The 12,995-nt window shown below is 46.2% G+C and carries 15 protein-coding genes and 1 tRNA gene; 5 read left to right on the top strand and 11 right to left on the bottom strand.

Annotation, left to right across the window (positions count from 1 at the left end; translation table 11 throughout):
* Positions 1-48: 48 nt before the first annotated feature.
* From nqrF to H7708_RS10025, 6 genes are read right to left on the bottom strand one after another with little or no spacing between them, the layout of a single operon-like run.
* A complete protein-coding gene (gene nqrF, locus H7708_RS10000) occupies positions 49-1,275 on the bottom strand; it encodes an NADH:ubiquinone reductase (Na(+)-transporting) subunit F (protein ID WP_223670639.1) in 1,227 nt (408 codons plus the stop codon).
* 18 nt (positions 1,276-1,293) lie between these two features.
* Complete coding sequence (gene nqrE, locus H7708_RS10005) at positions 1,294-1,902, bottom strand: NADH:ubiquinone reductase (Na(+)-transporting) subunit E (protein ID WP_223670640.1); 609 nt, start codon at positions 1,900-1,902, stop codon at positions 1,294-1,296.
* Positions 1,902-2,537: an NADH:ubiquinone reductase (Na(+)-transporting) subunit D gene (locus H7708_RS10010; RefSeq protein WP_223670641.1), complete on the bottom strand. Its 636-nt coding sequence runs from the start codon at positions 2,535-2,537 to the stop codon at positions 1,902-1,904. The genes nqrE and H7708_RS10010 overlap by 1 nt, the downstream gene beginning before the upstream one ends.
* Position 2,538: 1 nt before the next feature.
* Complete coding sequence (locus tag H7708_RS10015; RefSeq protein WP_223670642.1) at positions 2,539-3,300, bottom strand: Na(+)-translocating NADH-quinone reductase subunit C; 762 nt, start codon at positions 3,298-3,300, stop codon at positions 2,539-2,541.
* On the bottom strand, positions 3,293-4,498 hold the full coding sequence (locus H7708_RS10020; protein WP_223670643.1) for an NADH:ubiquinone reductase (Na(+)-transporting) subunit B: 1,206 nt from the start codon (positions 4,496-4,498) through the stop codon (positions 3,293-3,295). Before H7708_RS10020 ends, H7708_RS10015 begins: the two co-directional genes overlap by 8 nt.
* 1 nt (position 4,499) lies before the next feature.
* Positions 4,500-5,846 (bottom strand): Na(+)-translocating NADH-quinone reductase subunit A, encoded by a 1,347-nt coding sequence (locus H7708_RS10025; protein WP_223670644.1) that lies wholly within the window; start codon positions 5,844-5,846, stop codon positions 4,500-4,502.
* A gap of 422 nt (positions 5,847-6,268) precedes the next feature.
* Here H7708_RS10025 and tpiA point away from each other — a divergent pair, with 422 nt between their 5' ends.
* The 5 genes from tpiA (at position 6,269) to soxR (ending at position 8,800) form a co-directional block, all read left to right on the top strand.
* Entirely contained in the window at positions 6,269-7,036 is a 768-nt protein-coding gene (gene tpiA / locus H7708_RS10030) for a triose-phosphate isomerase (protein ID WP_223670645.1), read from the top strand.
* Positions 7,037-7,040: 4 nt separating this feature from the next.
* Positions 7,041-7,565, top strand: a complete 525-nt coding sequence (gene secG, locus H7708_RS13485) for a preprotein translocase subunit SecG (RefSeq protein WP_328798975.1) — start codon at positions 7,041-7,043, stop codon at positions 7,563-7,565.
* A 16-nt stretch (positions 7,566-7,581) separates the two neighbouring features.
* Positions 7,582-7,667 (top strand) — tRNA-Leu (locus H7708_RS10040).
* A gap of 316 nt (positions 7,668-7,983) precedes the next feature.
* A complete protein-coding gene (locus H7708_RS10045) occupies positions 7,984-8,205 on the top strand; it encodes a hypothetical protein (protein ID WP_223670646.1) in 222 nt (73 codons plus the stop codon).
* A gap of 133 nt (positions 8,206-8,338) precedes the next feature.
* Complete coding sequence (gene soxR, locus H7708_RS10050) at positions 8,339-8,800, top strand: redox-sensitive transcriptional activator SoxR (RefSeq protein ID WP_223670647.1); 462 nt, start codon at positions 8,339-8,341, stop codon at positions 8,798-8,800.
* 19 nt (positions 8,801-8,819) lie between these two features.
* Here soxR and H7708_RS10055 read toward each other — a convergent pair whose 3' ends face one another.
* The 5 genes from H7708_RS10055 to H7708_RS10075 all read right to left on the bottom strand — a co-directional run bounded on the left by H7708_RS10055 (position 8,820) and on the right by H7708_RS10075 (position 12,954).
* Positions 8,820-9,695, bottom strand: a complete 876-nt coding sequence (locus H7708_RS10055; protein WP_223670648.1) for an arylamine N-acetyltransferase family protein — start codon at positions 9,693-9,695, stop codon at positions 8,820-8,822.
* Between the two features lie 20 nt (positions 9,696-9,715).
* Positions 9,716-10,288 (bottom strand): NADPH-dependent FMN reductase, encoded by a 573-nt coding sequence (locus H7708_RS10060; RefSeq protein WP_223670649.1) that lies wholly within the window; start codon positions 10,286-10,288, stop codon positions 9,716-9,718.
* 126 nt (positions 10,289-10,414) lie between these two features.
* Entirely contained in the window at positions 10,415-10,795 is a 381-nt protein-coding gene (locus tag H7708_RS10065; protein ID WP_223670650.1) for a YciI family protein, read from the bottom strand.
* Between the two features lie 47 nt (positions 10,796-10,842).
* Positions 10,843-11,661, bottom strand: coding sequence for a YciI family protein (locus H7708_RS10070; RefSeq protein ID WP_223670651.1), 819 nt, complete (start codon positions 11,659-11,661; stop codon positions 10,843-10,845).
* A 66-nt stretch (positions 11,662-11,727) separates the two neighbouring features.
* On the bottom strand, positions 11,728-12,954 hold the full coding sequence (locus tag H7708_RS10075) for an RNA polymerase sigma factor (protein WP_223670652.1): 1,227 nt from the start codon (positions 12,952-12,954) through the stop codon (positions 11,728-11,730).
* Positions 12,955-12,995: the final 41 nt, after the last annotated feature.

Raw genomic sequence — 12,995 nt, forward strand, 5'->3', positions numbered from 1 at the left:
CAAAAAAGGCGACCTTGAGGCCGCCTATTTTAGAAGAGTTCTCAGTGATTAGCCACCAAAGTCATCCAGCAGGATGTTTTCAGGCTCAACACCAAGATCTTCCAACATCTTGATACATGCGGCATTCATCATTGGAGGTCCACACATGTAGAACTCGCAATCTTCTGGCGCAGGATGATCTTTCAGATAGTTGTCATACAGAACATTATGAATAAAGCCTGTATAGCCTTCCCAGTTATCTTCTGGAAGGGGATCTGAAAGGGCCACGTGCCATTCGAAATTTTCGTTTTCTTCAGCCAGCATGTCGAAATCTTCTTCGTAGAACATTTCGCGCTTACTTCGTGCACCGTACCAGAAAGAAATCTTACGGTCAGTCTTAATACGACGCAGTTGGTCGAAGATGTGTGAGCGCATCGGAGCCATACCAGCACCACCACCGATAAAGACCATCTCAGCATCTGTATCTTTGGCGAAGAATTCACCGTAAGGACCCGAAATCGTAACTTTGTCACCTTCTTTCAGGTTCCAGATATAGGATGACATTTTACCGGCTGGCAATGACATATCGCGCGGCGGAGGCGTTGCGATACGGACGTTGAGCATAATGATGCCTTCTTCTTCCGGGTAGTTAGCCATCGAATAAGCTCTAATCACTTCTTCTTTTGACTCGGCTTCAACATCAAACAGGTTGAACTGTTCCCAGTCAGGACGATACTCTTCAGGAATATCGAATTCGCTGTACTTTAATTTGTACGGAGGACATTCGATCTGAATATAACCACCGGCACGGAACGGCACGCTTTCACCGTGAGGAATTTTCAACACCAACTCTTTAATGAAGGTGGCTTTGTTATCGTTTGAGATAACTTCACATTCCCACTTCTTAGTACCAAAGACTTCCTCTGGTACTTCAATTTTCATGTCTTGTTTAACCGCTACCTGACATGATAAACGATAGCCTTCAGCCGCTTCACGTTTAGTAATGTGGCCTTCCTCGGTAGGTAGAATTGAACCACCACCTTCAGTCACTTTACACACACATTGGCCGCAAGTACCACCGCCACCACAGGCCGACGATACGAAGATGCCACTGTTGGCGAGAGCACCCAGTAATTTACCGCCAGCTTCGGTAGTAATCGACTTCTCAGGATCGTCGTTAATATTGATTGTAACGTCACCAGTAGCCACCAGCTGCTTGCGTGCGAACAAAATGATCAGCACCAGGGCAAGGATAACTACGGTAAATAAGGCAACGCCTAGAATAATTTCACTCATTAGTTGTTTCCTTATAAATTACAATTTAATACCAGAGAACGACATAAAGCCGATTGCCATGAGTCCTACCGTGATGAAGGTAATACCTAGACCACGCAGACCGTCTGGTACATCAGAATATTTCATTTTCTCGCGAATACCAGCCAGTGCTGCAATCGCCAGCGCCCAACCAAAACCTGAGCCGAGACCGAAGACTACAGACTCAGGGAAGTTGTAATCACGCTCTACCATGAACAGGGAACCACCCATGATGGCACAGTTCACCGTGATCAATGGCAGGAAAATACCTAACGACTGGTACAGTGCAGGGAAGAACTTATCCAGAGTCATTTCAAGGATCTGAACCAGTGCTGCAATCACGCCGATGTAAACAATCAGACCAAGGAAGCTGAGATCTGCATCCGGGAAACCTGCCCAGGCTAATGCGCCATCGGCCAGTAGGTTATGAACCAGTAAGTTATTCACTGGAACCGTGATCGTTTGTACGATAATCACGGCGATACCAAGACCAATCGCTGTTTGGACTTTCTTAGAAACCGCCAGGAAAGTACACATTCCCAGAAGGAATGCCAACGCCATGTTTTCAACGAAAACAGAGCGGATAAATAGTGATAGATAATGTTCCATTATTCGTTATCCTCCACTTGGTCTTTTTTCCAGGTACGGAGTGCCCAGATCAGAAAACCAATGATAAAGAATGAACTTGCTGGAAGAACCAACATGCCGTTTGTTTCGTACCAACCGCCATTAGCTGTCGATGGCAGAATCGTGTAGCCCAGCAGTTCGCCAGAACCGAATAGCTCACGGATAATACCCACAACGATAAGCAGTACCGAGTAACCCAGACCATTACCCAGACCATCGAGGAAGCTCATCACAGGGCCATTCTTCATGGCGTAAGCTTCAGCGCGTCCCATCACGATACAGTTAGTAATAATCAGACCGACGAAGACCGACAGTTGCTTCGATACTTCATAGGCATAGGCTTTCAGTACCTGATCAACCAAGATTACCAGCGAAGCAATGATGGTCATTTGCACGATAATGCGAATGCTTGAAGGGATCTGGTTACGAATCATACTGATCAGGAAGTTTGATAAGGCAACAACGGTCGTTAGTGCCAAACTCATGACCAGTGCTGTCTCCAGCTTACTGGTTACCGCCAGCGCAGAACAGATACCCAGTACCTGCAGTGCGATAGGGTTGTTATTGAAAATCGGTGAAAATAAGACCGATTTGGCTTCTTGTGTATCAAATGCCATCTTAAATTTCTCCCGCTCTTATTTTTGCCAGAAATGGGCCAAAGCCATCTTTTCCCAACCAGTAGTGCAAGGTGTTCTCAACACCGTTACTGGTCAGGGTAGCGCCTGACAGGCCATCCACCTGGTGCTCGTTTTGTGCAGCTCCTTTAACTAGCTTAATCACAGGCTCGCCTTGTTCATTAAGAACTTCTTTACCAGGCCAAAATGCGCGCCACGTTGGGTTTTCGACCTCACCACCCAGGCCGGCGGTTTCACCCTGCTCGTAGTACTTAAAACCAACAACGGTTGTGGTATCAGGCTCCAGTGCCAGGAAACCGTACATGGTCGACCATAGGCCATAACCGTGAACAGGAAGAATAACCGTGTCCAGCTGCTGACCGTCACGAACCAGATAAACATTGGCCAGTTGTGAGCGCTTTTTAATACCGGCGATATCCGCTTTTCCCTCTAAGACTTTGTTTGTCTCAGGATCTTTTGCGAATTTACGCTGATTAAAGTTTTTCGGAGGTTCAACCAGCTCGCCCGTTTCCAGATCAACGACGTGAGTTTCTACTTGCTTGAACAACTCTTCGATTTCGCCCTGAGTACCGCCTTGCTCAAGTAGTCCGGCAGCAATCAGAATATTGCGTTTACGGTCGAGTTCTTTATTTAACTCTTGTTGCGGCTTTAGCTTAATCGCAGCGAACGATACAACGATCGAACAGACTAAGCTCAGAACCACCGCAACAATAATGGTTTTGATAGGACTTTCTTTCTTAGACATGACGACGAGTCCTCCGTTTGATGTTCGCCTGAACCACAAAGTGGTCAATTAACGGTGCAAACAGGTTAGCGAATAAGATAGCCAGCATCATACCTTCAGGGAATGCCGGGTTAACCACACGAATCATCACAACCATGAAACCGATAAGTGCACCAAAGATCCACTTACCTTTATTGGTTAGTGCGGCCGAGACCGGATCGGTAGCCATAAAGAGCATACCGAAAGCAAAACCACCAGTAACCAGGTGCCAGTACCATGGCATGGCAAACATAGCATTGGACTCACTGCCAATACCATTGAGGATGTAGCTGGTTGCGATCATGCCCAGCAGCACACCTAGAACGATACGCCATGAAGCGATTCGCATGTAAATGATGAAGAGACCGCCAATCATCAGCATTAAGGTCGATACTTCACCAATCGAGCCAGGAATACGGCCCATGAAAGCGTCCCACCAGCTGGCGTTGATGCTGTAATCAGTGATAGCACCTTGCGCAGCCGCTGCTAACGGTGTTGCGCCTGAGAAGCTGTCAACCGCTGCCCATACGGTTTCACCGGAAATGTCCGCTGGATAGGCAAAGAATAAGAAGGCACGACCCGCCAAGGCTGGATTCATAAAGTTCTTACCAGTACCACCAAAGATTTCTTTAGCGACCACCACACCGAAGGAAATACCGATGGCGACTTGCCATAGTGGAATTTTCGCAGGTAGGATCAAGGCGAATAGGATTGAAGTGACGAAGAAGCCCTCGTTGATCTCGTGACCACGAACCGACGCGAATACAACTTCCCAGAAGCCACCCACAATAAAGGTGACGGCATAAATTGGGATGAAGAAGCAAGCACCGTAGAACATCAGGCCAAAGATACCAGTTTCAGGAGTAATGGCACCGCCGAGGAATTGGAAGAAGTCGACTTGCCACATATCCGGCAGGCTCATGCCAGCCTGTAAGGCCGTTTGAGCTTGATAACCAACATTCCACATACCCCAGAACATGGCAGGGAAAGTAGCGAACCAGACCATGATCATAATACGTTTCAGGTCAATATTATCCCGAATATGAGTGGTGCCTTTGGTAACGTGACCTGGCGTGTAGAAAATCGTCGCCGCTGCTTCGTAAAGCGCGTACCACTTTTCCCACTTGCCGCCTTTCTCAAAATGCGGCTCGATTTTTTCAATAAAATTCTTTAAACCCATCTTAGCCATCCTTCTCAATCTTAGTCAGATTTTCGCGGAGAATTGAGCCATACTCGTATTTGCCTGGGCAAACGAAGGTACACAATGCGAGATCTTCTTCATCCAGCTCAAGGCAACCAAGCGCCTGCGCCGTATCAGTGTCGCCTGTCACCAGGGCACGGATCAGCTGAGTAGGCAAAATATCCAATGGCAAAACGCGCTCATAGTTGCCGATAGGCATGATAGCGCGAGGAGAACCGCCGGTAGAGGTGGTCATCTTGAACTTTTTGCTTGGGAAAATATGACCAAGGAAAGCACGAGTCACCGAGAATTTATCGCTACCCGGCATTGCCCAGCCGAAGAATTCTTTGTCACGACCTTCTGGAATCACCGTAATCTGGTTGTGGTAACGACCGATAAACGCTCGTGAATCAACGGCATGCGTACCGTTTAGCACTGAGCCGGAAATTTGACGACTGTCGTTATCGTTAATCTCGTTGGTCAAAAGCTGGTCCACACTAGCACCCATACGAGTCTTTACAAGACGTGGGTTGTTAACTTCGGTACCGCCTAACGCAATAACACGCTCAACAAACAGTTCACCGTCAGTAAACAGACGTCCTAGAGCGATAACGTCCTGATAGCCCATGTGCCAAACGAAGTTATCGCCTGCTGCAGGGAATAGGTGATGAATGTGAGTACCAACCAGTCCCGCCGGGTGAGGGCCAGAGAAGCTTTCATAACTGACCTTTGAGTTGGAAGATTTCTCAAGAGCTGAGTCGACTTTCGTACCAACAAACACTTTTTCTTCAGCTAAAACGCTCAATAATGCCAAGCCGTTGTTGAAGTCAGCATTATGTTCTTTGAGTACGACTTCTGGATCGCCCGCTAGTGGATTGGTATCCATAGCGCTGACAAAGATAGCCTTAGTCGTTGAGTCAATTGTTGGAACTTTTGAATAAGGGCGAGTGCGTAGCGCTGTCCACATGCCTGATTCGACCATTTGGTCAACAACTGCTTGTCTATCCAGTTGGGCAAGTTGATCAGCGGAGTATTTGTCAAAAGCTACTGCCTCTTCCTGGTCGGCAATATCGACTACAACAGAGAGTAACTTTCTTTTGGCACCACGATTGACCGCAGAGATGGTACCTGCAGCTGGAGCGGTATATTTCACTCCCGGTGTTTTCTTATCTTCGAAGATCAGTTGGCCTTTCTTTACAACGTCACCGACTTGAACATGCATTGTCGGTTTCATGCCAACGTAATCTTCGCCTAAGATGGCGACGGTTTTGACCGTAGCACCAGTTGAGATCGTTTGCTCTGGCTTTCCTTCGAGAGGAAGGTCCAGGCCTTTTTTAATCTTAATCATAGGTCGCTACTTTACATTTACCTAGTGGTTGTCACTTCAATAATTGCAATTTATGAATTTCCCAAAAACAAAAACCTGGTGTGTAGCAGGCTACAACCAGTCTAACTTTTTGTTTTATGGTATTTTTCCATTACAATCGCTCTAATTAAAGGTCAAAAAATAGTCAATGACCTTAAACGGCGCGTATTATACTTGGATCACCACGGTAAGATCCATGGTTTTTGGGATAAAACACATTAATCCACTGAAAATCCACGGATCTTATGCATCAAAGCTTGTGTTAAAGCCGAGGCTCAGTTAATATTTGCGCCCTTTTGTAAAAAGGACGGGTGCGTTATGGCCTGACGTTTGGGTAAGTTCCCAGGCCACAGGTACAACAAGTACGCATGCCGAGCAATAGGTTGTAGATTTAGAGGTGGAGAGTGCGAAAAACACTAATAGCTGGTAACTGGAAGATGCATGGCAGCAAAGCATCCATTGAGGCATTGCTTAATGGTATTAAGCAGCAGCTGGATGCGGCTTGGACGAGTGATTTATTGGTGTGTCCTCCTTCTCTTTATATGGACGGTGTTAGCCAGCAGCTTTCAGACACCCCGATCACCGTCGGTGCGCAAAATATGTCTGAGCAGGAACAGGGTGCTTTTACCGGTGAAATCAGTGGTGACATGCTGCAAGACTTCGGTGTCGATTATGTTCTTGTCGGGCACTCGGAGCGTCGTAGCCTGTATCATGAGTCGAATGAGCTGGTGGCTAGGAAGTTTGCTAAAGCACTTGAACAGGGCCTGAAGCCGATATTGTGTATCGGTGAAACCCTTGAAGAGCGTGAAAATGGCTCCACTATGGATGTAGTGAAGCAGCAAGTCGATGCTGTGATTGATTTTTACGGTGATCGTTCTACGGGTTTAAACAAACTTGCTCAGGGCGTTATTGCCTATGAGCCGGTTTGGGCCATTGGTACGGGGGTTACAGCCAGTCCCGAACAAGCACAAGAGGTCCACGCTTCAATTCGCCGGTATTTAGCTGAAACGAAGCAGACGGTGGCTGATACAATACAGATTTTATACGGTGGTAGCATGAAAGCGGCAAACGCTGAACAGCTACTGGCTCAACAAGATATCGATGGCGGACTCATTGGGGGCGCATCCCTGAAAGCCGACGAGTTTATCGCAATTTGCAAAATAGCAGGTTAAGACTATGGAATTATTTTTAATGATCAGCTTGTTAGTAGTGGCTTTACTACTGATTGGCGTTATCTTAATCCAACAAGGTAAGGGTGCCGAGATGGGCGCTTCTTTCGGTGCTGGTGCTTCGAACACATTGTTTGGCGCGCCGGGAGCGGGTAACTTTTTAACCAAGAGTACGACGGTTCTTGCAATTGTATTCTTTGCCATAGCTTTAGCTATTGGTGCCCTGAATGCTCATGAGCAGGAGAATAAATCGAGCCTGCTTGATGACGCTGCTCAAACAGAAGAAACTCAACAGGGTACATCTGCTCAGTCTTCAGAAATTCCGAGTGAAACGAACGATGACATCAGCACAGAGATTCCGGCAGAAGATAATGCGGCGATCAGCACAGAAATTCCAACGGAGGAGCAGTCTGCTGACGACATCGCTGAGTCGATCGATGCCGCGGCTAAAGACGCAGAAGCAGCGACAGACGAGCTAGAGCAAAAAGCTGCTGAAGCTGAAGAAGAACTGAAAGACGACGACAAGCAATAACAATCTGAAATTTTAAGCTCAGGTGGTGGAATTGGTAGACACGCTACCTTGAGGGGGTAGTGGCCTTAGGCTGTGCGGGTTCAAGTCCCGCCCTGAGCACCAAGAAATAGATAAAACGGCTATCGGTAACGGTGGCCGTTTTTTTTAGCCTGAAAACCAGCAAACTACTTTCAAGAGTGAAGATCGTATCAGTTGAACCTCAACTAAAGTACAGGTTTTATGCTTATATACTAGTCTCTACTCGAGGTTTTAAAGATGAGAAAGCTTCTTAATTAAGAGCGGTAAGGTGTCCTAAAATCTGACAATTGAGTTATCAAAGTTGTTAGGTTACTTTACAGTCGAAACATAATCTTACTGATTTCATTCTTTATTATTTTCGATTTGGTTAGCGCCTCGCATTACCCAGCAGTAACTCAACATGAATAGTGAGGCTTTGGTAAAATATCACCTCAAGCTCAGCCGTTCATATTCAGAAGATGGGTTTGTGTTTTTTTTTTATGCAGAGGATTTGCTTATGAAACACACTGTCTCCCCGAAAAAAGTGCATCATCATGATGCAGAAGAAATCTTTCTCGATGTTTGTAAAGTCGTGATCGCCTTGTTATTAATTGGCGTTCTTGGGTATTCGTTTTTCTTATAAATGATGTCAAAGCATAACAGCTAATGCTGTTATGCCGTCGAGATACCGCTATGTTACTATCGAAGTAATGATCCGCATTACTCTTTGGTCGTCTTAGATTGAAGTCATTACCTGGACGCTGGACTGCTAGTTTATGGGAAAAAACGATAAATACATATTATCTGTAGGTGATGTGGCCAGGCGTAGTGGTGTGCCTGTCTCAACTCTGCATTATTATGAAGATGAGGGGCTGATTTTTTCTACCAGAACTGCTGGTAACCAGCGTCGTTATGCAAAAGATGTACTGCGTCGGATCGGAGTCATTAAAGCTGCCCAAACCGTCGGGATTCCACTCAAAGAAATCAAGCAGGCGTTATCATCATTACCAGAGCGAAGAACGCCGAATGCTAAGGACTGGCAGCTATTGGCTCAGGACTGGAAGGAAGAGTTGAATGAGCGGATTGACAGGCTTTGTTTATTAAGGGACCGGTTGTCTGGCTGCATTGGTTGCGGCTGTCTGTCGGTCGATGCCTGTCCGCTGTTTAACCCCGAAGATGAGCAGGGCGAGCTGGGGCCAGGCCCTCGTCTATTGGAGCCCGGTTCGAAAAAATTATAATCATCCTTATGCCCAGCTATTAAACTGCCTTTCGGATCGTCTGCGTGCAGGTGTTAGCGTTCACATCATGAAATAAACGATGATTTAATACTTCATTGAGATGCTGGGGCTTAGCCACTTGAATGGCAAAGTGCTTATGCAGACACTGAATGACTTGCTGCGACGACGTTAATTGCTGAGATTCTTTCAATCCATCCCTGACATAGATCTTGAGTTCGTTATTCTGTAACGAGATACGACCTTCCGGGGTAAGCTTTGTTGCAATCAGGTTATTTCTAAATTTGGATTCAGGATGGGTGGTCAAATACCAGTTGGCCATATCAAAGTCAGCTTCCTGAGCCGGTGTTCGAGTAAAACGGTACAGTTCTTTCCACTTACCCTGGTATCGGCTACGAAGTTGGTAATAATGACCGTTCAGGACGGCCATATAGCTGTTACTATGATACTCCACTTCTGCCCCAGTAGTTGATAATGGCACCGCAACGGGTGGGGTATGCAGACCGAAGCCAACATCAGCAATATAGCGCTCATCACCTAGAGTCACAATGCTCATACGGTGGGTAGGGGCCACATCAGGCTGGTCTGATTGCTGGTTCAACGTTACTCGTGCGGCATAGCTTTCAACCCTAAACCCGAGTTGCAGTAATATCTGTGAAAAGAGTTTATTATGCTCGAAACAATAGCCCCCTCGCTGTGAATGCAGTAACTTTTTCTGTAATGCAAAGTCTTCGAGCTCAACACCAATGCCCAAAAAGGGATTGATGCTTTCGAAGGGGATTGTCCGTTGATGACTTTCAATCAGTTGATTGAGTAATGTCAAGCTTGGTGTAAGGTCATGGGTGTCCGAGTTAAAATGAATACGCTTTAGATACTGTTGTAGATAACTTGGTTGCATGATTCTGTCCTTATGAAATGTTATGGCGCTGCTGGTACTTCGTGCCGGGCTCGTCGTAATGCTTGGCCCCACCACTTAAGGTGCTCTAACATAAAGTCTAAATTGTTCGATAACGGTTCAGCCTGTTTGAGGTTTCCCGAGCTGTCGAATAGCTCCCATGGGTTGGCAAAACTGACGGAGTCTCGCATACTGACGGAGTGCAGTTCGGCAAACACCTGTCTCAATTGCTCGACCGCTCTCAGTCCTCCGGAAATACCACCGTATGAAACAAACGCCACCGGTTTGCGTTGCCACTCTTTCTTCGCTGCATCAATCAGTACTTTTAATGGTGCTGGATAGCCGTGATTATATTCAGGGGTGACGACGATAAAAGCATCACAGGCAGCCAGACGGGATTTAAAAGCCATGGTGGCTTCGTCGTCTGACGGTGGCAGATCGTAAGGTAAATTGAGTTGCTTCGGATCCAGCGTATCAACGCTAAATGTACTGTCCTTAACGATATGCGCTAAAACCCATTGCGCAATGGTGTCACAGAAGCGCCCCTGGCGAGCACTACCATAAATTAGGCCGATATGAAGTTGTTTTTTATTCATCATCTTTCCTCAGTAAACGGTGAGTCTGAATTGTAAAACCTCAAGCTTGCTTTAGGTCAATGCTGCCGGCGATGAGTCATCATTGAAAATATCTTTTGAACGATTAACTCGTTATATCATTCATTGCTAACCGTGACCGCCGGCAATATTGTCCTCCAGTTGCAGCTCGCGTACAGGACGGATTTCTATTGAGCCGAAGCGTGCCGGCGGGATTTTACTGGCAATCTGGATGGCATGATTAAGATCATCGGCTTCCAGCAGGTAGAATCCGGCAAGTTGCTCTTTGGTTTCAGCAAAAGGACCATCCATAGTTAAAGCTTTTCCATCTCGTACTCGCACGGTTGTGGCGGTTGAAACCTGTTGCAGTGCTTGGCCAGCCAGTAAATTATTGCTCTCGGTGAGACGCTCACTACAGTCCATGCACTCGTGATTTAATGAATCCCACTCTTGCTGTGTCATGCCATTCATAATGTCTTCTTGATAATAAACTAGTGCAATATATTTCATGTCTGATCCTTAAGCGCCCTAAATAACTTAAGGCGCAGATGATTAAATTATTCGTAATTGATGATCCAGGGAATATTGAATTGATCCGTTAACATGGCAAAACGTTTTGCCCAGAACGTTTTATCCAAAGGTACCTGAACATTGCCGCCTGCGGCTAACGCTTTATAAATGCGCTCTGCTTCAGACTCGGATGCTGGAACAATTTGCACATGCATACCTTGCGGGGAAGCATAATACTCTTTAGGTGAATCGGAACCCATCAGGGTGAGGCTACCTAAATTTAGCCGTGCATGTAGCACTTTATCCAGATCCTCTTCAGCGGTTTCTTCTGCAACAGGAGAGTCACGGTGCGTCATCATTTCTTCAATAGTTCCTCCCAGAACATCTTCGTAGTACTCGAATGCTGCTTTGCAATCGCCATTAAATACTAAATACGGGCAGCCATTTTGGGGGCGCTTTTCATTGCGTGTAAACTGCTCCTCAATGTGATCGAGGGCATCGCTGGGTTCAAAATCGCTCAGCTCAAATAACTGACGTACTTCTAACTGGGCATTAGCTTCGCCATCAATGGTAGGCCATTTTTTTGCCCAGGCGAGAGCTGCTTCCTTAGAGTCAACTTCTATCATGGTGTAACCGGCCAGTAGCTCTTTGGTTTCGGTAAAAGGACCGTCGGTTATGACGGGTGTGCCCTGATTGAAACTAACCCGAAAACCGTACTTGCTGGACTTTAATCCTTCTCCTCTTAGCATCACGCCTGCCTGAATCATTTCTTCGTTATAGTCGCCCATAGCTTTAAGTAATGCTTCAGTAGGCATAACCTCTGCTTCGGTTTGCTCGTCGGCTTTGCGTATAATCATGTACTTCATAACGTTTCCTTAATTTTGCGAGAATTCATGGGGTAGTCGAATGAGCTGAATCGATTTCGACAAACATTATGAAATTTTTTTAATTCTTTCCTGAATGAAACGCTTTTCTGCTTCCTGTTCGGTCAGAGACAGGGCTTTGACAAAGGCTTGGCGAGCTTTATCATGCTGCTCCAGCTTAGTGTAGAAGTCACCCTGAGCCGCATACAGGAGGTGGTAATTCAATAATTGTTTTCGCTGAATTAAGTCATTAACCAGCGTTAAGCCAGACTGGGGACCATGGTGCATGGCAATAGCTACTGCTCGATTAAGCTCGATAACCGGGGATGGTTGTATGCTCAAAAGCACATCATACAGTTCGATAATTTGTGCCCAGTCGGTTTGCATAAAACTTTTTGCTTCAGCATGAACCGCTGCGATGGCGGCCTGTAGTGTAAATGGGTGTCTTATCCGGCTTTGTAAGGATGCCACCAATAGTTGTTGGCCTTGTTGAATATCATCCTGATGCCATAGTGAGCGGTCCTGATATTCGAGAGTGATGATATCTCCATTATCGTCATGCCGGGCGTCACGCCGTGAATGCTGTATTAGAATAAGAGCGAGCAGCGCTTTAGTTTCTGGACGTGGCATTAACTGTTCCAGTTGTTGGCACAGCTCAATGGCGTGCTGCACAAGGTGAACTCGGATTGGAAGCTCTCCCTGAGTGGCGTTATAACCTTCATTAAACAATAAGTAGATTACGTGCAGAACGATATCGAGGCGCTCGGGAATATCGCTGAGATGTGGAACCTCATAAGGAATATTGGCATCGCGGATTTTATTTTTTGCTCTGACAATGCGTTGAGCAATAGTGGGTGCTTTGGTTAAGAAAGCTTGAGCGATTTCTTCAGTAGTGAGGCCACATATTTCACGTAACGTCAGTGCTATTTGAGCTTCAGTGGTAAGAGAGGGGTGGCAACAAGTAAAGATGAGCCGTAACTGATCGTCATGAAAGAGTTTGTAAGTGTCAAAGTCCTGTTGTTCAACTTCCTGTATTTGCTGCTCAGACAGTTGATGGCTAATCGTGCGAAGCTTTTGTTGCCGTCGGATGTGGTCAATGGCTTTAAAGCGACCGGTTGAGACTAACCATTCTCGAGGTTTTTCGGGGATGCCTGTTTCTGGCCACTGGTTAAGAGCAGCGATAAACGCTTCGTGTAGTGCTTCTTCTGCAAGATCAAAATCACCAAGAAGCCGAATGAGAGTAGCTAAAACCCATCGTGATTCCTGGTGATACAGTTTTGAAATCTGTTGTTCCATCAATCAGCCTAACTTATCGACAAAGAAAGTAATGTAACACA

The organism is Kangiella shandongensis (assembly GCF_020005365.1).
Taxonomy (GTDB): Bacteria; Pseudomonadota; Gammaproteobacteria; order Enterobacterales; family Kangiellaceae; genus Kangiella; species Kangiella shandongensis.